Consider the following 21,087-nt stretch of genomic DNA (forward strand, 5'->3'; position numbering starts at 1 on the left):
GTTCTGGAACACGCTACCACCGCTGACGGCAGCCATTTCCTTGCGGCTGAGTTCGTGGGCGCGGGACAGGTCGTTGATCATCAGTGCGGACATGGTAAATCTCCTTGGGCTTGCTGCGGTTTGGAAGAGAGCACGTTTCGTTGCGCTCGCAGCTACAAACGCACGGGACGTGCCAGCCTCGAGTCATGTGCGCATGAGAGGTGCTTAACCTCATGAAAACAAAGGAAATTCCATCTGGCATCCGACGTTTCACCGGGCCCGCCGGGCAAGATCGAGGAATGACGATGTCGGGTTCTTCCAAACAATTTCCGTGGCTGCTGTTTTATCTCGGCCAACATGAAATGGCGCGTGGCGCTGGCGATTCGCGTCGCAGGCATCCATGTGCGGCGGCGGGGTGGAAGCGTCTGCGCGAAAGCGTCGCCAACACGCACGCGATCGTGCGCGGCACCCGGCCGTTGAGCGACACGCTGTTGCCGACGGCGAACGCCGACGCGATGGTGCGCCGACGGGCGGCCGCAACCGGGATTGACGCCAGGATCGGGAATCGTATGCTTCGCATAACTGAATTCGCTGCGTGCCTGCGGAGCGGCGGGACGCATCGGGAATGCCGCGCCGATGACCAACGACGCATCGATGCGACCACGCAGTTCCATGACCGGCGCCCCGGCGCCGTCAAACTCGATGAGGCGGAGCGGATCTGTGCGCAGGGGAGGGACGCTGAAAGCGCGCCGGGATCAACCCGGCCGCTGATGGGAGAGGGGGGGCTGCCGACGGGGCGTCAGCAAATCCGCCTGTTCATGCCGTCTGCGTTTTTATCATGCAAGGAAGCCCGCCAGGGACGCGGCCCGGCGGGCTTTGAATGCCGCGAGAACAATCCCGCGGCGGGCTGCAGAGCTTCGGTACGACGCTATCGAACACTGCCACTGCGGGGAAGGACGGCGAAGCTTACACGCCCAGCTTCGCGACAACCAGACCGCCAAGGTTGTTGATCGAGTTGGTCACGCTGGTGAGATCCAGGTGGGTCGATGCATCGACCTGCGTGACGGGGGCCGTGATGGTATTGGGGCTGGCGAACGAGAATCCGCTGCCGGTGGCGATGTTGTTGATTCCCATGTTCTGGAACACGCTACCACCGCTGACGGCAGCCATTTCCTTGCGGCTGAGTTCGTGGGCGCGGGACAGGTCGTTGATCATCAGTGCGGACATGATAAATCTCCTAAGTTTGCTGCGGTTTGGAAGAGAGCACTTTTCGTTGCGCTCGCAGCTACAAACGCACAGGACGTGCCAGCTCGAATCATGCGCCCGTGAGAGGTGCATAACATATTGAAAATAAAGGAAAAGTCATCTGGATGACGACGTTTTGCCGGGTCTGCCGGGCAAGATTGAGGCACGACGATGTCGGGTCTTTCCAAACGGTTTGCCGGGCAGCTGTTTCACCTCGACCAACACGAAAGCGGCCTGGCGGGCCACATCGACTTCGTCCCGTTCGGCATCGTGATGCCTTCGGAGGCGGGAGGATTCTTCAGGTTTTTCGCATCGGAACCGTGACGCACCTACGTCAGGAGATCGTCGTCATGAGCGCGATTGAATACGATGTCATCGTAGTCGGGAGTGGCTTCGGCGGAGCGGTGGCGGCCTGCCGCCTTGCGGAGGCGGGATGGCGGGTGCTGGTGCTGGAGCGTGGTCGCCGCTGGACACCGAACACGTATCCGCGCGACGAGACCGACCCGTGGCTGTGGAATCAGCAGAACCCGCAACGATTCCATGGCTGGGCCGACCTGCGTGTCTTTTCCAGCATGTCGGTGGTGGCTGCCGCCGGCGTGGGCGGCGGGTCGCTGATCTACGCCAATGTCTCGGTCGAGGCCAAACCCGACGCCTTCGATCGCGGCTGGCCGCCGGAGATCACGTACGAGGGACTCAAGCCGTATTACCAGCGCGTGGGCTGGATGCTGTCGGTCCAGGAGGTGCCCGACAACCAGATCAGCGAACGCACCCGCTTGTTGCGCGACGCTGCCGACGCCTGCGGTTGGGGCGATCGGTATCGCAAGTTGCCGCTCGCCGTGTCGTTTTCGCCGACCTACGATCCGTCCTTGCCCGGCGCGCGCGACGACCGGCATTCGGTCAGGCACGTCAACGTGCACGGGGTATCGCAGGGCACGTGCGTGCACTGCGGCAATTGCGACATCGGATGCCAGGTGTCGGCGAAGAACACGCTCGACCTCAACTATCTGGCCGTGGCCGAGCGCCATGGCGCAAAAATCCTTCCGCTGCACGTCGTGCAGAAGCTCGAGCCGCTCGGCCGGGGATGGCGCGTACATTTCAACGTCATCGATCCCGTGGCCGGCAGTTTCATGCCTGGAACCGCCACGGCGGCCAGGGTGATCGTCAGCGCCGGATCGATCGGCAGTACCGAGTTGCTGCTCCGCTGTCGCGACGAGCATCGCACGCTGCCGAATCTATCGCCGAGGCTCGGCTGGGGCTGGGCCTTCAACGGCGACTTCGTCACGCCGGCCTTCTACAGTCACCGGAAGATCTCTCCGTCGCACGGCGTCACCATTTCCGCTGCAATCGACCTGCTCGACGGGACAGCCGACAAGGGTCAACCTCTGTTCGTGGAGGACGGCGGCGTGCCCAATCTTGCGCATGATTTCGTGCGCCGCCACCTGCAGCGCTCGCACGGTGGGGTGATGCGCGCGTTCTGGCGAGCCTTCGCGCGCCATTTCGATTGCGATGACCCGGTCGAGAACATGATGCCCTGGTTCGGCCAGGCCATCGATCCGGGCGACGGGCGCATGCGTCTCGGTCGCTGCTGGTTTGCGCCCTGGCATCGCGTGTTGCGGCTCGACTGGTCTTACGCGCGATCCCGGGCTGTCGTCGATGCGATGGTCGATGCGCACCGGCGCCTGTCGGTTGCCACGGGCGGCGAACCTTTCGTCCCGCCGACATGGAGCGATTTCCACAAGCTGATCACTCCGCATCCGCTCGGGGGTTGCAACATGGGGCTCACGTGCGCGGATGGCGTGGTGAACGCGGACGGAAAGGTATTCGGTTACGACGGGCTCTATGTGATGGACGGTGCGACTGTCCCGCGTGCGCTCGGGCTGAATCCATCCCGCACGATCGCCGCGCTGGCCGAGCGCAATGTCGCCGTGTTGCTCGGCCAGCGTTCAGCGTAGGTGTTCCGGATCGGCGAGCGCCTCGTGGAGGCTACAGCCGGAGAAGTGAGCGGGCTGGCCCCTATTGCCCGTCGCCAATAATCGCTGTCAACTTGTCCAGGAAATCGCGGTTACCGTTACCAACGTGAGGGGGTGTCCAAATGGGACCGTGCCGTCGCATCTATTCGCGCTTCGTCCTCGCAAGCTCGATCGCCGCTCTGGCAATTCTGGCAGGCCCGGGCCACGTGCACGCCGAGGACAGTCCTTCGAGCTTGCCGGTCGGGTTGAAGCCTTCGGAACGAACGATCAACGTCTATGCGGTGTATGGCGACGGACGTGCGACCGAGGGGGGCGACATGCATTGGCGTGCCTACGAAGTCGGCTTCGGCGACGTCTTGAATGACTACCTCTCGGTCTACCTCGCGTACGTGAACGAGGGGCATCCGCTGGATCACCACCGTGACGGCTTCGCGGCCCTGGGCGCGTTTCGCTGGCCGGTCGGCAATCGCGTGGCGCTCGAATTGTCGGCGGGGCCGTATTTCAGCATGGACACGACACATGTCGACAACCGGTTGCGTAATGAAAAGCGATGGGGCGTGCGTGCGTCGGCAGCGGTGCGGTATTACCTCGTTCCCAACGGCTTCTTCCTCAAGGTGCAGTACAACCACGTCCAGATGATCAACGGATTCAATTCCGACGCGGTGCTGTTCGGCATCGGCTCGGATCTCGGCGGCGATCCTGGCCCGGCGTTTTCGGACGGCAAGACACAGGTGAGCGTTTGGGCCGGGACGTCGCAGACGAACCGTCCCCAAGTGCCGATCGAAAAGGGGTATATGGTCGAAGTCAAGCGGCCACTCGGCAATGCGTGGGCCTATTCGGCGAGCTTCGTCTATGAAGGCAACAATGGCGTCGCCGGCCGAAGAGGCGTGGCGGCGCAAATCTGGTACGTCGCGCCGATCAAGAGCAAGTGGACGCTTTCGGCAGGTGTGGGTCCGTATCTCTCGCATGATCGGGACGAGGTCTCGAGCAAAACGAGACTCAATGCCTTGCTCAGCGCGCAGGTGACCTATCAGGTCACGAACGATTGGGCGGCGAGCGTGCGCTTCAATCGTGTCGCAACCGGTAACGACAAGGACCAGGACATGTTCATGGTCGGCGTGGCGCGCAATTTCTAGGGGCTCATTTTCACGCGTAGGCCCATTCTGTTCAGACAGTCGAGAAGCGACAACGGTGGGGCGCGAAAGTCATCGATCGGCTAGCGCCGGACTTGAACGCTGCGTTTCCCGACGTGCGGGGATTCTCACAGCGCAACCTGACATTCATGCGGGCTCCGGCACAAGCATGGCCATCGCCGGAATGGGCTCGTCTACTTGCCGCGCGCTTCCGCTTTTCGGCGGTTGCCGGCAGTTCGGTCGATAAGCACGCGCTGAGCCAGGCACGGAAATCGCTCCGATACGCAAGCGAACGCTGCACTGACAAACGTCCGTGGTTCAGGGCACCTGCGTCTGCAAGAAACTCCCGCACATGTTGGGCATCGCGTGCAGCGTTGAAAAAGAGTGGCTACGAAGCACACGTTCATGAAGTACGGTCCGCTGCCGCCGGTAGCGTGTTTGCCCGGTGCCCGGAGATCGTCGGCATGCTTCGGGTCAAGCGCCTGTCTCGGCGGGCTAACCGGATGTCAATGGGTAGCGAACGCACTCTCTCGAGCGACAGGGTTTCCGGTGTTTCAGGAGAGGCGCTCCGCTCGGCGATTTCGCGATCTATTGTTAAGGGGCAACGCCATGCACGTATTCACGAACCTGAGCCCATTGGTCTCGCTGATTGCCGGAATTCTTATTCTGGTGGTACCGCGCCTGCTGAATTACATCGTTGCAATCTATCTGATCGTCATCGGATTGCTCGGGCTTTTCGCAGGACACATCCACTGACGAGCCGCCTGGCGCGGTCCTGTGCATGACCGGACAGGGTTGCTCATTCAGATTTGCGGGAATGAGAAAAAACTGCGGCTCGACCGTCTTCGGCAACGAACTCGCGCGCGTCGGAATCTAGATGGGGTCGACGCGTACCTCGACCGAGTCCTTGGGCACGGTCAATCGCGTGCGGCCAAGCAGTGCATCCGCGGGCGCGGTTCCGTCCGGGTTCAACGGCTTCACCTTGTTGAACGTGACGGAAAAGTGTTCCGGCGTGACGGTGGCCGCCGCATAACCCTGCGCGTCGTGGTCGGCGTGGCACAGATCAGGGTTGTTCGCCATCAGGAAGCTGTCGAGTCTGGCAGGGGTGGCCACGATCGATGCTAGCGGCGTACCGTTCCATGCCGCTTTCAGGGTGGAATAGAAGGACGCGCTGCTGATGCCGGCGCAGACAAAATCAACGATCACCGGCACCCTCGTCGCGGGATCGGGATCGTCCCGCACGACACCGCACTGAAATGCATGCAGATCCCCGGTGATCGCGACGACGTTATGGATTCCGTGCTCCCTCAAGTAAGCGAGCAGTTCGCGCTTGTGCGCGGGATAGCCGTCCCAGGCGTCGCAATCGGCCACGAGGCGGGCCGCGGGTGTCTTCGGTGCGCCCGGCATCAGGAACCACAGACGATTCAACATCACCTCGTTGCCCCACACCTTCCACGTGGCCGGCGAGCCCCTCATCGCGGCTTTCCACCATTGTGTCTGTTCCGGACCGAGGATCGACGGCGGGCGACCGAGTTGCTCGGTATCGCGCGCCTCGTAACGTTGCAGCACGTCCTGCTTGACGAAGTAGCGTGAGCCGGCCGAGTCGTCCCCATGCACCGGGTCGTGCCCGTGCGTGCGCGCGACAGCCGCCTCGCTCACGACAGGGTGGTCGCGATACAGCCGCTCGTCCGTCATCACCAGGTGCATCAGCATGCCGAAACGAAAATCGCGGTAGATGCGAATGTTCGTGTACGACGGATTGTCCGGCTCGAAGCGCACATCGCTCCAATCCACCGGCATGTACTCCGCCCACGCGCGACTGGCGCTGCGGCGGCGCCTAGTTTCCTGCCGCTCCTCGTTGGTGTAGACCTGATGATCCTGCCAGCAGTCGTCGGAAAATTCGTGGTCGTCCCAGATCGCGATCATCGGCAGGCGCTGGTGCAGCGTCTGCAAGCGCGGATCGGTACGATAGGTGCGATAGAGTGTCCGGTAGTCTTCGAGCGTATCGGCATACGCGCGGCCGTCCGCGAGCAGCTTGCCGTCGGGCAAGCGCAGCGGAGGATGCGCCGGTTCGGCCCGGCCGGGGGGAGAGGTCCCGACCGTTTCATAGATGTAGTCGCCCACGTGCACGACGAAATCGAGATCGCGTTCGGCGGCCAGCAGCGTCATCGCTTGCCAATGGTTGACGCTCCAGTCCTGGCAGGTGAGCCACGCGAAGCGAACCTGCTCGTTGGCCTCGTTTGCCTCTGGCGCCGTGCGCGCGACCCCCGTCATGCTGACGTCGTCGCCGGCGACGAACCTGTAGTGGTAGGTGGTCTTCGGCGAGAACGCCGTCACCTTCGCGCGCACGGTGAAGTCGTAGGTGGCCAGCGCCCTCAGCGGTACGCTGGCGACGAGTGTCGAGAAATCCGGCAGCGTCGATACTTCGAGTCTTAGCGGTACCGCGCGCGCGACCCCCTTTGCATGGTGCTGGACGCCCCTGGATACCGGCACGCATCGCGTCCAGAACACGATGGAGCGATCGCGTGGGTCACCGCTTGCGACACCTTGCGGGAATCGATAGAGGTTCTTGCGCACGGTGCTGACCCGCAGGAGTGCCGGTGGAACGTCGAGCGTGACGGTGGCAGCCGCAACGGTAAAAAAGGCCGACGACTTGAGGAAGTGGCGACGATCCATTGATCCTCCCGATCGACATGCCGTGGATGCGGAAAGCACTGCGCAAGCGTCTACTTCTCTCGTTCCACAAGCTTGCCCCCCACACAGCGCGAGGAGGGAGCAGTCGATCCGGAACCTTACTGCGAAGCTCAACGCCTGAAAAGTCGTGAGAACCCCATTTCGAACTCGCGCGCGACGTGGCGGAGGACCCCTTATCTGCAATCCGGCAAAGTTCTTGCGCATGGAGCGGATGGCCCGGAAAGCCGGTTTCGCGGCATCTGTCGACTGCTCGTGCAAGCGCTCGGCAGGTCGCACGTGATTGCGCGTCGATATCATCCGACATGCCCATTTGACGCGTATTCAGGAACACGAATTGCTCGATATCGTGCAGCAAACTCGGGGAGTGAGAAATGCACATAGGCCACACCGTCGGCAAGGCGGCCGCGTGGCTTTCCGTTATCGTCACCCTGGCGCTTGCAGTGCTGGTCATCTTCATCGTGACGTTCGACTGGAATCGAGCCCGGCCTTGGGTCGACGACAAGGTGTCGGACGCGATCGGACGGCAGTTCGCCATCAACGGCGATCTGCATATCGGGTGGCGTCGGCCCTTGAGCGAGCAAGGCTGGCGCGCATGGGTGCCGTGGCCGAGATTCAGCGCACACAATGTCACGATCTCCAACCCCGATTGGGCGCGCACGAAGTATTTCATCGCGCTGGACGCGATCAGCTTCGAAGTCGAGGCTCTGCCGCTGATGGCACGCCACATCGTGATTCCCGCAATCGATCTGGTCAATCCATCCGTCGACCTCGAACGCCTCAGGGACGGGCGAGTCAACTGGACGTTCAAGCTCAAGGAGCCCGCGCATCGCGGCGGATGGACGCTCGACCTGCATGAGATCGCGTTTGCCCAAGGCAATCTCGGCTACTACGACCAGCAAAAGCAATTCGATCTGAGCGCCGTGATCGACACGCTTGGCCGGCCGATCCCGTTCGGCGCGGTGGTGAAGCAGCAGGAGGCGCTGGCGCACCGCGAATCGGCACAGGCCGTCGGGCCGGCAGGTCAAAAAAAGCTCGCGGCCCAGGCGCACTCCGGGGCGGCACAATCGAGGGTGCCCGCGTCGGGCGCCGAGGCGGCGTCCCGCGCATCGGCGGCGGCTTCGCAAGCGGTGGCCGCTGCTTCGCATGCTGAAGCGACGAAATCCGGCACCACGATCGCCCCGTCTGTATCAGGCCCACCGCTGGCGTCGAACGCAACCGCAACTGCCGCACCCGGCGCAACGGCCTCGGCGACACCGAGCGCATCGGCAGGCGCCGCGCCCGCGGCATCTGCCAGCGTTGGCGCTTACATGATCGGCTGGACCGTCAAGGGGACGTACAAGAAGGGGGATGTCGCCGGCACCGGCAAGATCGGCAATTTGCTGGAGGTGCAGGGCACGCAACACCCATTTCCGGTTCAGGCCGATTTGCGCTTTGGCGATACGCACCTGGCGCTCGTCGGCACGCTGACGGATCCGTCGCACCTGGCAGCGGTTGATCTCCGACTGTGGCTCGCGGGCACCAGCATGGCCCACCTGTATGAAGTCACGGGCATCACACTACCCGAAACCTCTCCTTATGCGACCGACGGCCGGCTGGTCGGTCAATTCCGGGCGTCCGGCGACGTCTTCAAGTACGAGGACTTCACGGGACGCGTCGGCGGCAGCGATATCAACGGCACGTTGGTGTACGTTTCGCGCGAACCGAGGCCGCTCTTGTCCGGTACGCTGGTGTCCAGGCTGCTGCAGTTCTCCGACCTTGCGCCGCTCGTCGGCGCCGACACGAATGCCAGCAAGGCGCGGCGGGGTGCGGCCGTCGCGCAGCCCGCGAACAAGGCGTTGCCGGTCGAGGCATTCCGCACTGACCGCTGGACGAAGATCGACGCCGACGTTCGATTTACCGGGCGGCGCATCGTCAAGACTTCGAACTTGCCGATCACCGACCTGTCGACCCACGTCGTCATGCATGACGGTGTGCTGACGCTCAACCCGCTGAACTTTGGTGTCGCGGGCGGTACGCTTGCTTCGAACATTCACCTGGACGGCAGCGGCGTGCCGCTCAAGGGGCAATTCTCGCTGCAGGCGCGACATCTGAAACTCAAGCAACTGTTCCCGACATTCTCGGTGATGCAAACAGCGCTCGGCGAGGTCAACGGCGATGTCGCGTTGTCGGCCACCGGCAATTCGCCGGCGGCACTCGCAGCGACGTCCAACGGGGAAGTGAAGGCATTGGTCACCGACGGCACGGTGAGTCTCTTGCTGATGGAAGCCGCTGGATTGAACGTTGCAAACGTGGTGTACGAGAAATTGTTCGGCACACGCGACGTAAAGATCAACTGCGCAGTGGCCGACTTCGTGGTCACCCATGGCGTGCTCGACTCGCGCGTGTTCGCGCTCGACACCGATGACGCGGTGATCGGAATGGACGGCAACGTGAACCTGCGAGACGAGACCATGAATCTGACGATCCATCCCCATACCAAGGGATTCCGCGTGATATCGCTGCGCTCGCCACTGTATGTCACCGGATCCTTCAAGCAGCCGCACGTCGGGGTCAAGGCCGGGGCACTGATCGCGCGTGGCGGGGCAGCGATCGGGCTGGGCTTGCTGAATCCGCTCGCAAGTCTGCTCGCGTTGCTGCAGCCGGGCCGCAATCGGCCGTTGCCGTGCCAGCAGATGCTGACCGACATGAAGCAGCGCCCGACGGCGCCACCGCCGGGAATCCGACAGAAGACGAAGGCTGCACCGGCTAGATGAACGCGGTGTCGGCTGCTTAACGAGCACGGGTTCGTGGCTTGAGAAGGCGTCGACCCAACATGGGGCGGGCGACAACGAAGGGCATGTTGACGGGCCCGCGCCACTGTCGCCGGATCAATGAATGCATGCGGACATGACGCGGCCTGACGCGGCGTGCTGCACGATTGGCCGGTCCCGGAAATACGTCAATCGAACGTGATGAACTGCGCGGACGACCAGACCTTGCTGTCGTTGCGCTGCCGCCCGAAGCAATAGACGGGGCGGTATCCGAACGATGCATTGCCGGGTGCAACTTCGACGCTGCCTGCGAGATCGACGGGCAGCGGCTGGTCGGTCAGCCGTTCGATCGCGACGAACAGCTCCGTGCCGCCGAGTGCGTGCGTCGCCGTCCCCTGCGCGAGCAACGCGGCACCGCTGATTTCGAATCGGAACGCCGGCGCATGCACGAACGGATTTCGCTGAAGCGGATCGCCGACCTTCGCGAAGCTGTCGATCGTGCCTTCGATCACGATCGTCGCGGCAGCGAGATTGCCGATGTCGAGCTCGATGCTGTCCGCGTCGCCATAGGTGTCGCTGCGGAACTCGACATCCGTCGCGCCGGTGCGCCACGCCGACTCCTCGACGTGCTCGAAGCCGTTCGATCCGAAACGGTGGATCGTGCCGTTGACGATGCGAATCCGGCCGCGCCACGCGGCCCAGCGGTAACGATCGCGAATGCGCGCGCCACCCCAGCGCACGCGGATCAGGCGATCCGCGTAGCCGAGTTCCGCATGCAGGTTGCGTTCCCACAGCAGGCCTTCGTGATCGTACGCCGCCACGTATTCCCAGCCTGACTGGCCGAGCAGCCGGTAGTCGAGCCGAGCGGGCCCACGGTGCGCAAACGCATCGCCTTGCCAGTGATCGCCGCAGCGCACGAGCAGTGCGCTGTGCTCGCCGGTGGTCGCCCACGTGCGGCGTGCGCGCAGTGCTTCGCCGACGTGCTTGCGATCGAGCACCGGGGCGAGGACGCCCGTCAGCCCGCCGTGCACGCCGAACACCTGTACGCCCGGCGCGCCACCGCCGGGCCGGCCGCGATGCTCGTCGCCGCTGGCCGCCACGCCGAGCTGGTAGCCGCGTTCGATCACGTCCTGGTACAGCCACCCGAAGTGTCCCCACGACGACGCGATCTCGACGAGCCGCTCGAGTTCAGGATGATGCCAGTCCGGGATGTAGCGGCGGCCGCCCACGTGTGGCATCACCAGATGCTGCGCGGCATCGTCCGCATACGCGTCCCACAATTCCTCGACGGGCCAGCGGCCGAGCTCGACCGCATTGCCCTTCATGTCCTCGTTCCAGACGAGCGTGCGGTTGTGCTCGCCGCGCGCGTTGTACGGGAAATCCGGCCGCGCGTCGCCGAGAAACACGACGTTGTGATCGCCGCCCGCGGTCGAACTGCCGCACCATTCCTGCACCGGATAGACGACGAAGCGGCCCGGTTCGTTGAAGCGTTCGACCGCATCCACGCCAAGCTGCCAGTTCTCGTCGGTGATCTGGAAATCGTTCGCCGTGTAGCCGAGCACGTCGATGCCGCCGATGTCGCGTGCGTAGCGCGCGTTGTACTCGGGACTGTTGGTGCCGACCGTATCGTGTGCATGGACGTGCAGGTCCGCGTACAGCGCGCGCGGCACGGGCAGCGATGCGTCGATCGTGAGCCATGCTTCGGCCGCGCGCACGTCCGGGCGGGCAGGCACGTCGGCCACGATGCGCAGCGTGCCGGCATCGACCGGCAGGTCGTCGACCGCACAACTTGAGAGCCCGGTATCGGGCAGCGCGTGCTCGCGCCGGTAGACGGCTTCGCCGCGTGTGTCGTATGCGACGACGCGCGCGGCGCCGCCGACGTCGCGGCACGCATTGCCCCAGCGGTCCTGCAGCGACAGCCGGAACGGCGCGCGCGTACCGGGCCGCACGAAGCGCGGACCGTTCAGCAGCACGTCGGACGGCGCGCCGGCACGGATGTCGATCGAGATGTCGCCGGGCACCGCGACGAAGCGCGACGTGCCGAGCGGATCGACATAGAGCCGGAACCGGAAGTTGTCCTCGGCGAAGGTCTGTACGCGCGTGCCGGGGCCGCGGCGGCGGTCGCCAAGACGAATCACGATCCGGTCGCCGGCGTTCACGTAACCGTCGACGACGTCGACGATCACGGCCTTCTGGAACGGCCGCTCGTGCCCTTTCTGGTCGAAACGAACGTTCAGCGCCTGCACGGTGGCCGGGCTCTGGCCCGGCACGAGCGGCGCGGCAAGGTATTCGGCGCTGATGTAGTTCGCGGCGCTCGGATCGCTCGTCTGGAACAGCGCCCAATCCGAATAGAACTTGAAGGTGGCCTTCAACCAGCCGCCGTCGGCGATCCCCGACGAGCCGACTTCGTAATCGAGCACGATCTCGCTCCATTCGCCGGCTTCGAGACGCGTGACGTTGCAACTCACGCGCCCGGCAAACGGCAGGCGCTTGTGGCGTTCATACAGGCCTGCGGGGGCAACGTGCGGACCCAGGCGGTCGCGCAGTGCGGCGGCGCGGACATCAACGGTATCGAGGGCGGCGTTGGATTCGTTCATGGGGAATTCAGAAAGATGTCGATGGAAAGCGGCGCGCGTCAATGCGCGAACGGCCAGGGCGCGCTCGCGTCCCAGACGGGGATGCCCATGTACGCGTACCACGGCGCGATCACACAGAGGCCATAGATGATCGCGATCAGCACCGACACGATCCCGACCTTCGCGTAGTCGGCCGTCGAGAACGCACCGCTGCTGTACGCGATGACGCCGGCGGTAATCTGCGTGGGCAGCAAGTATGCGAAGCTGTCGGTGTCGCTGACGAGCATCGTGAACGCAACCGGATGCAGCCCGAGGCGCGGCGCCAGCGCGAGCGCGATCGGCGCGATCATCGTGACGGCCGCGACGTTGGACAGCATGCCGATGCGGATCACGTGCGTACCGAGCATCACGATCGCGATCCCGAGCCACCAGCCGTGGCCGCGTGCGGCGGCATAGATATGATCCGCGGCCCAGCTTGCGAGCCCCGACGAACTGATCGCCGCGGACAGCGACAGTGCGCCGGCCAGCAGGAACAGCGTGCCCCAGATCGTGCGCTGCTCGACTTCGGCCCAGCCGAAGCGCAGCACGCCGGGCGCGAACAGCAGCGCGAGCGCGATCAGCGCGACGATTTCCGACGGCAGGTGATGGAGCGGCTCGGTCGCCCACAACACGGCGACGGCCGCGAACAGCGCGAGCACGGCCCAGTCGTTGCGCGCCGCACTCGGCTGCGCGCGGCGCATCGTCGCGATCGCATCGACGCCGCCGGGAATCGCGACCGCGCGCGAGCGGAAATAGAACTGCACCCAGCCCTGCGTGATCGCGAACATCCCGAGGTACGGCCACTGCAGCGTCAGCCACGTGAGGTACGAGATCCGGATGCCGAGCTGTTTCTCGAGCAGCCCGGACACGACCATGTTCGGCAGGTGGGCCGTCAGGATGCACATGCCGCTGATCATCGCGCCGTACACGAGCGTCTGGATCACGATTGCCTTGCGCGCGGCGCGCTCGCGCGGCGATTCGCCGAACAGCCGGACAATGCCGTTCGTGACCGGCAGCAGCGTGGCGGCACGCGCGTTCGCGGCCGGCACGACGAGCGCCATCAGGCAGTTCACCGCGAACATCGCCCAGATCACGCCGTTGGCCGTGCGCACCTTCAGGCGGTCGAGCAGCAGCAGCGCGATGCGGCGATCGAGTCCGCATGCCTGCATGATCGCGGAGAACAGGAACGCGGCGAGGCACAGGAACACGACGGGCGCCGCGAAGCCGCTGGCCGCCTTCGGAAACGACGGGCTCGCATGCGACAGCACGAGCAGCATCGGCAGCAGGATGCCGCTTACGCCGACCGGAACCGCATCGGTAATCCACACGATCGCGACCCATGCGACGACCGCGAGCGTCGCGTTGCCTTCGGCGGACAGATGCGCGGGCGCAGGCAACCACCATGCAATCGCGAAGAACGCGAGCCACGCGGCGGCGAAGCCGATCGCGGCACGCCACCGCGCGCGACGCGATCGGCCTGCCGCGTGCGGATCGGCATGTCGCGCCGCCGCCGGTTCGATCCGTGGCGGCCGGCTTGCCTGCGCGCCGTCCAACGGCGGCGTGCCGATTGCATTTTCAGTCACTGGTATGCTCCCCGTGCGTCGGGTCCTGATATGGCGGACCCGACTGTCTATCGAGATGTCATAATACGTATTAATACAAGTTGGGCGATCCAATTGCTTTTCATATCGATATCGGAAATCGCGCATAGCGCGAGCCGGGCACGGAGAGGAACAATCGATGACGCTGGTGCGTGAAGACGCGACGTCGCTTTACGAGCAGATCGCGACGACGCTGCGCGACGAGATCGAGCAAGGGGTGTACGAGCCGACCGGCAAGCTGCCGTCCGAGGCACAGCTGAGCGAGCGTTTTCAGGTGAGCCGCGTGACGGTCCGGCTCGCGCTCGATCGCCTGACCGACGCGCGCATCGTCGAGCGCAAGCAGGGCAAGGGCACGTTCGCAGCGAAGCAGCGGCTGCGGCACCGGCTCGACGTGCTGCGCGGGCTTCACGATTCGATCGCCGGGCAGGGCGCACGCGCACGGATGGAGTTGCTGCGCATGGAAGCGTGCGACGTACCGCCGGGCTTGCGGCAAGTATTCGCCGCCGACGTCACGCGCTGCATCTATCTCGAACGCCTGCACTGGGTCGACGAAGAACCCATTGCGCTCGCGCAGACCTGCCTGCTGCCCGAAGCCGGAACGGTCACCTTCGAGCAGGCCGAGCGCATGTCGACCTACGAGGTGCTGGAAGGCGTGCTCGGTTGGCGCATCACGGACGCCGAAATGTCGGTCACGGCCGTCGGGTCGCCCGAGGATGTCGCGCAGCGGCTTCGGATCGCCCCACACTTGCCGCTCCTCGTGTTGCGGCGCGCGTCTCAGCTTGCGGACGGCAGCACGTGCGAATCCACCGTGTTCCATATCCGGCCGGAACGGTTCGACCTCGTCGTGCGAAGCGGCGTGGAAGCGAGGTTCGTCGGCTGAGGGAGCGGGCGCCCGGTAGTCGGTGGCTTCCGGGCACTCCGGGCCGCATGCCGTTGTTTGGCACAACACACACGGGATTCGTTATTTGCGCGCGGCAGCGAAGCATCACAGCAATCGGTATTTTGCGCGAGCCCGGGGTTGACTACGATCAAACCCTCGGGCGGACGCCAGTATCGTCAACCGGTCCGCCCGCGCCCGAACCATGGACAATCGCACAGATTCCCCACCGCTCATTTCTCTGCCGGAAAGCGAGCATCGCCCCCTTTCGGTGCGCGCGAAAGCGCTCGTATTCGCGGATCCCGCGTCGCGCGCCGTGCTGCGCTTCGTCGAGCAGATCGGGCCCAGCGCTGCGCCCGTGCTAATTCTCGGCGAGACGGGCACCGGCTAGGAACTGGTCGCCCGTCATATCCACCATGTCGGCGGCCGCTCCGGTGCGTTCATCGCGGTCAACTGCGGCGCGATCAGCCAGCAACTCGCGGAGAGCGAACTGTGCGGCCACGAGGCCGGCGCGTTCACGGGTGCGCAGGGGCGTCGCGTCGGCTATTTCGAGGAAGCGCACGGCGGCACGATCGTTCTCGACGAAATCGGCGATCTCGCACCGCCGCTCCAGGGGAAGCTGCTGCAAGCGCCGACAGCAGCGTAAGCGGTTCGAAGCGGTTCAGGAAGTGAGGAATCGATTTCGCGTTGATGTGCAGGCCGTCGGCGACGAACAGCAGGTCGAATTTCGCGGCTTCGGCCTGCCTGGCGAGCGTGCGGACGAAGTCCACGTTGATGCTGGCGTCGGCGACCGCGTCAGGATGCCGCCAGGCGGACATGTTGCCGGACGCGCCCTGGATGATGGCGCCGAGATGGATCGGGCGGGGGGAAGTGCGGGTCGATGGGCTCATGGAAGCGGTTCGGTAAGGGCGGGCAGGGGTCATGCGAGCGCGGCGTGCGCACCGGGCAGCGTCGGCAGGGCATCGAGGAGCGATGCGGTGTACGGGTGCGACGGCACGTCGAACACCCGCTCGACCGGGCCGCTTTCGATCACGCGGCCGCGTCGCATCACGAGAATCCGGTCGGCGACGTGGTGAATCACGCCCAGGTCGTGCGAGATGAACAGCATTGCGGTGCCATGCTCGGCCTGCAGATCGGCGAGCAGGTCGAGCACCTGCGCCTGGATCGACACGTCGAGCGCGCTGACAGGCTCGTCCGCAACGAGCAGCGCGGGACTCGGCGCGAACGCGCGCGCGATCGCGACGCGCTGCCGCTGGCCGCCGGATAGTTCGCGCGGATAGCGGTCGATGCAACCCGCGCCGAGCCGCACTTCGTCGAGCAACTGCAATACGCGGCGACGGCGCGCGTCGCCGCGAATGCCGATCGCATCGAGGCTCTCGCCGATGATCTGGCCGACCGAATAGCGTGGATCGAACGAACTGTACGGGTCCTGCGCGATCAACTGCAGCCGCGCGCGACGGGCACGTCGTATGGCTTCAGGCGCGCCGCTCCATGGCTTGCCGTCGAGCGTGACCGCGCCGCTGTCGGGCTCGATCAGGCCGAGCACGATCCGCGCGACCGTCGATTTACCGGAGCCGGATTCGCCGACGATGCCGATCGTCTCGCCGCGTGCGAGCGAGAACGACACGCCGTCGACCGCGGCCGGTGCGTTGGCGCCGCCGTAGCGCTTCGTTAACGCGTCGACCGTGAGCACCCGCGTGCCGGCCTCGATCTGCTTGGGCGGCAATGGGACGCGCCCAGCGGCGGGGGCAGGTGCAGCGTCGTCGGCCGCTGGATGGGCCGAGAGCCTGAACCCGCGCGACGCGGGCGTTGGAATCGCCGCGAGCAGCTGGCGGGTGTACGGATGTGCGGGCGCGGTCAGCACGTCGCGCGCCGGCCCTTGTTCGACGATCTGGCCGGCGCGCATCACGAGCACGCGATCGGCCAGTTCCGCGACGACCGCGAGGTCATGGCTGATCAACAGCACCGCGTCGCCGGCATCACGGCGCGCACGCAGCAGCGACAGGATCTGCCGTTGCACGGTCATGTCGAGCGCGGTGGTCGGCTCGTCGGCGATCAGCAGCGACGCGCCGCCCGCGATCGCGGTGCCGATCAGCACACGCTGCCGCAAGCCGCCCGACAACTGGTGCGGATACTGCGGCAGGCGCCGCTCGGGGTCGTCGATGCCGACCGAGCGCAGCAGGTCGGCGCTGCGCGCCGCGACGTCGCGCCGGCGAGTATCGTGCAGCGCTTCGGCCACGAGGTCGCGCACGCGCCACAGCGGATCGAGCGATACCAGCGCATCCTGCAGCACGTAGCCGATCCGGCGGCCGCGTATCGCACGCCAGTCGCGTTCCCGGTGGCCGCGTGCGTCGACGCCGGCGATCTCGAAGCGCGCGGCATCGGTCACGGTGTGCGGGCCGTTCAGCCCGACGAGACTGCGCGCGGTGACCGACTTGCCGGAACCCGACTCGCCGACGAGCGCGACGCATTCGCCGGCATGCACGGTGAGGTCGAGCGGACCGACGACAGGTTGTGTGCCCCACGGCCCGCGAAAACCGATCGTCAGACGCTCGATGCGGACCCGTGGCGCGGCGGCCGTTGCGGGCGAAACGGTTCCGGGCGTCCTCATGCCGCCTCCCGGCGTTCGAAGCGCGCCTGCCAGTAGCCGCCGAGCGCGTTCACGGCGATCACGGCCGCGGTGATCGCGAGGCCGGGCCACACCGCGATCCACCACGCGTTGTACAGGTAGTTGCGGCCCTCGGCGAGCATCAACCCCCATTCGGCGGCGGGCGGCGGCGGCCCCATCCCGAGGAAGCTCAGTCCCGACGTGCCGATGATCGCGGTGCCCAGCCCGATCGTCGCGAGTACCGGCACCTGCGCGATCGCATGCGGCAACACGTGCCGCCACACCAGCACCGCCGGCGCGAGACCCAGCGTGCGCGCGTGCTCGACGTAGCCGGACGCCGCGACGACGAAAGTCTGTGCACGCACCACGCGCGCGAAGCGCGGCACCGACGCGATGCCGAGCGCGAACACGAGGTTCACCGCGCCGGGGCCGGTGAACGAGATCAGCATCAGCGCGAGCAGTAGATCGGGGAACGCGGACACGACGTCGAGCACGCGTGTGATCAGCTCGTCGAGCCAGCCCCGCGCGAGGCCGGCGAACAGCCCGAGCACGGTGCCGAACAGTGTCGCGACGCCGATCGCGGCCGCGCTGATCGACAGCGAATAACGGGTGCCATACACGACGCGCGAGAAGATGTCGCGGCCGAGCTGATCGGTGCCGAGCCAGTGCTCGGCGCTGCTGCCGAGCTGCGCGGACAGCGGATCGGCGGCGAGCGGGTCGTAGTGCGCGAGCCACCCGGGCGCGACGACGGCGACCGCGTTCAGCAGCAGATAGACGGCGGCGAGCACGAGGCCGGGGTGGCGGCGCAGCCAGCCGGCCGCGCGGGATGTGGCGGGTGCGTGCAACGCGAGATCGGCGGGAACGGACATGGGCGTCTCCGGTTCAATGCGGCGCGCGGCGCTCGCGCAGGCGGGGATCGATCAGCAGGTACAGCAGGTCGACGGCGGTGCTGAGCGCGACGTAGATCGCCGCAGAAAGGATCGCGATCGCGAGGATCACCGGCATGTCCTTCGACAGCACCGCGTCGACCGTCACCTTGCCGAGACCCGGCCGGCCGAACACCTGCTCGGTGATGACCGCGCCGCTCAGCAATCCGCCGACGAGCCAGCCGGCGAGCGTGACGGCCGGCAGCGCCGCGTGGCGCAGCGCATGGCGCACGCGCAGCGCGAGCCCGCCGATGCCCCACGAGCGCACCGTCAGCGCGTACGGTTCGTCGAGCGCACGCTCGATGCCTTGCCGCAGCACGCGGCCGATCACCGCGCCCTGTGCCAGCCCGAGCGACAGCGCGGGCAGCACGAGCGAGGCGAAGCCGCGATCGCCGGCCACCGGGAACAGCTTCAGCGTGAAACTGAACACGAACAGCAGCATGATGCCGAGCCAGAACGACGGCGTCGACGCGAGCAGCAGCTCGACGCCGGACGCGGCGCGCCCGGCCCAGCGGCGGCCGGCCGTCGGCACCGCGAGACCGACGGCGAACGCGATCGTCACGACGAGCGCCGCGCCGGTCAGTTTCAGCGTCGGCCACAGCTGGCCGAGCACGAGCGGCGCGACGTCGGTGTTCAGGATGTACGAGCGGCCGAACTCGCCGTGCAGTACCCGCCACAGGTAATGCAGGTACTGCAGCGCAAGCGGTTCGTCGAGTCCCCATTCCTGGCGGATCGCGGCTTCGATCTCCGGCGTGCTCAGTTGCTCGCCGATCAGGATGCTGACGATGTCGCCCGGCGCAAGATGCACGGCCGCGAACGACAGCGTGACTGCGGCCCACAGCACGAGTGCACCGGTTGCGAGCCGCGTCGCGACCGGCGAACGCAGCCAACGGCGCCACGCCGCCGGCGACGCCGCGGCCGGCAGCGGGTCCGGGACGGACAGATGAGCGGACGGCGAACGGTTCATGGTCGAATTCTCCTGTCGGTTCAGCGCGAAGCGCGGTGCAAGGCAGGCCGCGCGCGCCGGCTTACTGCTTCACCCATACGTCGTACGGGTTCTCGGGCATCTGCGCGAACGAGCGGAAGCGCAACCCCTGAACCGACTTCGCGGCGGCGATCTGGTCTTCGGGCTCGTACAGCGGCACCGCGTACGCCTGCTCGTTGATCGCGAAGCGCTGCAGCTCGCCGTACCGCTTCTTGCGCTCCGCGACGTTCTGCGTGCGCGCGGCCGCCTGCAGCCAGCGCGTCAGCTCGGGCGCCGACGCACGGCTGTAGTTCAGCGCGCCGCCGCGATCGACGGGCAGGTAGTGGCCCTCGATGTCGATTCCGTCCGGCGGCGTGTTCGAATTCGCGATCGAGCCGAACTTGCCGGTCTTGCGCGCCTCGACGTATGTACCGTCGTCGACGTACTGGATCTTCAGGTCGACGCCGAGCCGTTGCCGCGCCTGCGCTTGCAGCGCCTGCAGCAACACGTCGCGCTGGTCGCGCACCGTCGCCTGCGCCTGGATCACCGCGACCGTCAGGCGCTCACCGTTTTTCGTGCGGTAGCCACCAGCGTCGCGCGCACTCCAGCCGGCTTCGTCGAGCAACTGGTTTGCGAGCTTCGGGTTGTTGCCGTAAGTCTTTTCGATCGATGCGTCGTAGAACGGATCGATCGGCGACGTGACACCCCATGCGCGCGTGCGCTCGCCACGATAGATCGATTGCACGATACCGGTCGTGTCGAGTCCTTCGAGCAGCGCACGCCGCACCTTCACGTCCTGCGTGGGGCCGTAGGTGACGTTCAGGAACAGCGAGTACGGGGTGCCGGTGTTCAGCGCACGCCGGTAGATAAAGTCCGGGTTCTTGCGGATCAGCGCCGCGTCGTTGCCGGACACGCCCTCGATCACGTCGACCTGGCCTGACAAGAGCGCACCGGTACGCACCGACGATTCCGGCAGGAACCGGTAGACGATCCGGTCCAGGTACGCGGGGCCCTGGTGCCCAGCCGTCGGCGGCGCCCAGCGATAGTCGGGGTTCTTCGCGAATTCGATTTCCTGCCCCTTCACGTAGCGGCGCAGGATGAACGGGCCGGTGCCCGCGATGTCGGTGCCGCCCGACTTCAGGCTGGGCCGGTCGAAGGCATTCGGCGACAGCAGCGGCAGCCGGCCGGCGAACGTCAGGAACGGCGCATACGGCGCGTCGAGGGTGATCACGACCGTATGCTCGTCCGGCGTCTTCACGTCGGCGACGTGCGAAATCAGCCTTGCGAGCTGGCTGCCGGCCGAATACGACAGTTCGCGCGCGTTGAGGAAGTTGCGCGCGACGGCCTTCGCGTCGAACGGCGCGCCGTCGGTGAATTTCACGCCGTCGCTCAGCGTGAACGTATAGGTCTTGCCGTCGGCGGACACCTTGTAGCCGGTCGCGAGCCACGGCACGTAGCTGCCGTCGGGCTTCTGCGCGAGCAGGCTTTCATAGGCGTTGCGCAGCAGCAGCTCGACCTTGTCCTGACCGTTCAGTTGCGGGTTCAGCGTGCGGGGCTCCGTTTCGACGCCCCAGGTCAGCGTGCCGCCCGGGACGGGCGTGCCCTGCGCAAACGCCGCGTACGGCAGTGCGAGCGCCAGCAGCAGCGCGGCCGGTGCGGTGCGGCGCGACGCGCGGGGAGCGGAATCCGGAAATGCGAATGTCATGCGTGGAAGCCTTTCACGAG

General features: G+C 65.9%; 16 protein-coding genes and 1 pseudogene. 8 read left to right on the forward strand and 9 right to left on the reverse strand.

Translation table 11 applies throughout. The features are described 5' to 3' along the window. The first annotated feature begins 212 nt into the window (after positions 1–212). Positions 213–989, forward strand: coding sequence for a hypothetical protein (locus tag DIE22_RS33355; protein ID WP_124607070.1), 777 nt, complete (start codon positions 213–215; stop codon positions 987–989). Here DIE22_RS33355 and DIE22_RS33360 read toward each other — a convergent pair. Beyond that, positions 946–1,206 (reverse strand): hypothetical protein, encoded by a 261-nt coding sequence (locus DIE22_RS33360; RefSeq protein ID WP_124501989.1) that lies wholly within the window; start codon positions 1,204–1,206, stop codon positions 946–948. The genes DIE22_RS33355 and DIE22_RS33360 overlap by 44 nt on opposite strands. A gap of 189 nt (positions 1,207–1,395) precedes the next feature. On the opposite strand from DIE22_RS33360, the gene DIE22_RS38410 reads away from it, so the two are divergent. The 4 genes from DIE22_RS38410 (at position 1,396) to DIE22_RS33380 (ending at position 5,083) form a co-directional block, all read left to right on the forward strand. Then, on the forward strand, positions 1,396–1,548 hold the full coding sequence (locus tag DIE22_RS38410) for a hypothetical protein (RefSeq protein ID WP_185640748.1): 153 nt from the start codon (positions 1,396–1,398) through the stop codon (positions 1,546–1,548). Positions 1,549–1,574: 26 nt separating this feature from the next. Further along, positions 1,575–3,176: a GMC oxidoreductase gene (locus tag DIE22_RS33365; protein WP_124501990.1), complete on the forward strand. Its 1,602-nt coding sequence runs from the start codon at positions 1,575–1,577 to the stop codon at positions 3,174–3,176. Positions 3,177–3,316: 140 nt separating this feature from the next. Beyond that, positions 3,317–4,330, forward strand: coding sequence for a hypothetical protein (locus tag DIE22_RS33370; protein ID WP_124607071.1), 1,014 nt, complete (start codon positions 3,317–3,319; stop codon positions 4,328–4,330). 606 nt (positions 4,331–4,936) lie between these two features. After that, positions 4,937–5,083 (forward strand): DUF3096 domain-containing protein, encoded by a 147-nt coding sequence (locus tag DIE22_RS33380; protein ID WP_124501992.1) that lies wholly within the window; start codon positions 4,937–4,939, stop codon positions 5,081–5,083. 117 nt (positions 5,084–5,200) lie between these two features. Here the strand turns inward: DIE22_RS33380 and DIE22_RS33385 are convergent, their stop codons facing one another. Further along, positions 5,201–7,003 carry an alkaline phosphatase gene (locus DIE22_RS33385; protein ID WP_124607072.1) on the reverse strand — a complete coding sequence of 601 codons (1,803 nt, stop codon included), beginning with the start codon at positions 7,001–7,003 and terminating at the stop codon, positions 5,201–5,203. Between the two features lie 389 nt (positions 7,004–7,392). On the opposite strand from DIE22_RS33385, the gene DIE22_RS33390 reads away from it, so the two are divergent. Further along, positions 7,393–9,774 carry an AsmA family protein gene (locus DIE22_RS33390; RefSeq protein ID WP_124501994.1) on the forward strand — a complete coding sequence of 794 codons (2,382 nt, stop codon included), beginning with the start codon at positions 7,393–7,395 and terminating at the stop codon, positions 9,772–9,774. Positions 9,775–9,959: 185 nt separating this feature from the next. Here DIE22_RS33390 and DIE22_RS33395 read toward each other — a convergent pair whose 3' ends face one another. Together DIE22_RS33395 and DIE22_RS33400 are read right to left on the reverse strand one after the other, a co-directional pair. Continuing rightward, a complete protein-coding gene (locus tag DIE22_RS33395) occupies positions 9,960–12,368 on the reverse strand; it encodes a hypothetical protein (RefSeq protein WP_124501995.1) in 2,409 nt (802 codons plus the stop codon). A 38-nt stretch (positions 12,369–12,406) separates the two neighbouring features. Continuing rightward, complete coding sequence (locus DIE22_RS33400) at positions 12,407–13,969, reverse strand: SLC13 family permease (protein ID WP_260426829.1); 1,563 nt, start codon at positions 13,967–13,969, stop codon at positions 12,407–12,409. 157 nt (positions 13,970–14,126) lie between these two features. On the opposite strand from DIE22_RS33400, the gene DIE22_RS33405 reads away from it, so the two are divergent. Next, on the forward strand, positions 14,127–14,867 hold the full coding sequence (locus tag DIE22_RS33405) for a GntR family transcriptional regulator (protein ID WP_124501996.1): 741 nt from the start codon (positions 14,127–14,129) through the stop codon (positions 14,865–14,867). 439 nt (positions 14,868–15,306) lie between these two features. After that, positions 15,307–15,510, forward strand: coding sequence for a sigma 54-interacting transcriptional regulator (locus DIE22_RS39265; protein WP_311767476.1), 204 nt, complete (start codon positions 15,307–15,309; stop codon positions 15,508–15,510). On the opposite strand, the pseudogene DIE22_RS33415 reads toward DIE22_RS39265, so the two are convergent. From DIE22_RS33415 to DIE22_RS33435, 5 genes and pseudogenes are all read right to left on the reverse strand, one after another. Next, positions 15,479–15,754: pseudogene (locus tag DIE22_RS33415) on the reverse strand (LLM class flavin-dependent oxidoreductase); the annotation flags it as partial. The gene DIE22_RS39265 and the pseudogene DIE22_RS33415 overlap by 32 nt on opposite strands. Positions 15,755–15,783: 29 nt before the next feature. Next, positions 15,784–17,475: an ABC transporter ATP-binding protein gene (locus tag DIE22_RS33420; RefSeq protein WP_124607073.1), complete on the reverse strand. Its 1,692-nt coding sequence runs from the start codon at positions 17,473–17,475 to the stop codon at positions 15,784–15,786. After that, complete coding sequence (locus DIE22_RS33425) at positions 17,472–18,341, reverse strand: ABC transporter permease (RefSeq protein WP_124607074.1); 870 nt, start codon at positions 18,339–18,341, stop codon at positions 17,472–17,474. The genes DIE22_RS33420 and DIE22_RS33425 overlap by 4 nt, the downstream gene beginning before the upstream one ends. A 13-nt stretch (positions 18,342–18,354) precedes the next feature. Further along, positions 18,355–19,365 (reverse strand): ABC transporter permease, encoded by a 1,011-nt coding sequence (locus DIE22_RS33430; protein ID WP_124501999.1) that lies wholly within the window; start codon positions 19,363–19,365, stop codon positions 18,355–18,357. Positions 19,366–19,426: 61 nt separating this feature from the next. After that, on the reverse strand, positions 19,427–21,067 hold the full coding sequence (locus DIE22_RS33435; RefSeq protein WP_124607075.1) for an ABC transporter substrate-binding protein: 1,641 nt from the start codon (positions 21,065–21,067) through the stop codon (positions 19,427–19,429). Positions 21,068–21,087: the final 20 nt, after the last annotated feature.

Source organism: Burkholderia sp. Bp9142 (assembly GCF_003853415.1).
Lineage (GTDB): Bacteria > Pseudomonadota > Gammaproteobacteria > Burkholderiales > Burkholderiaceae > Burkholderia.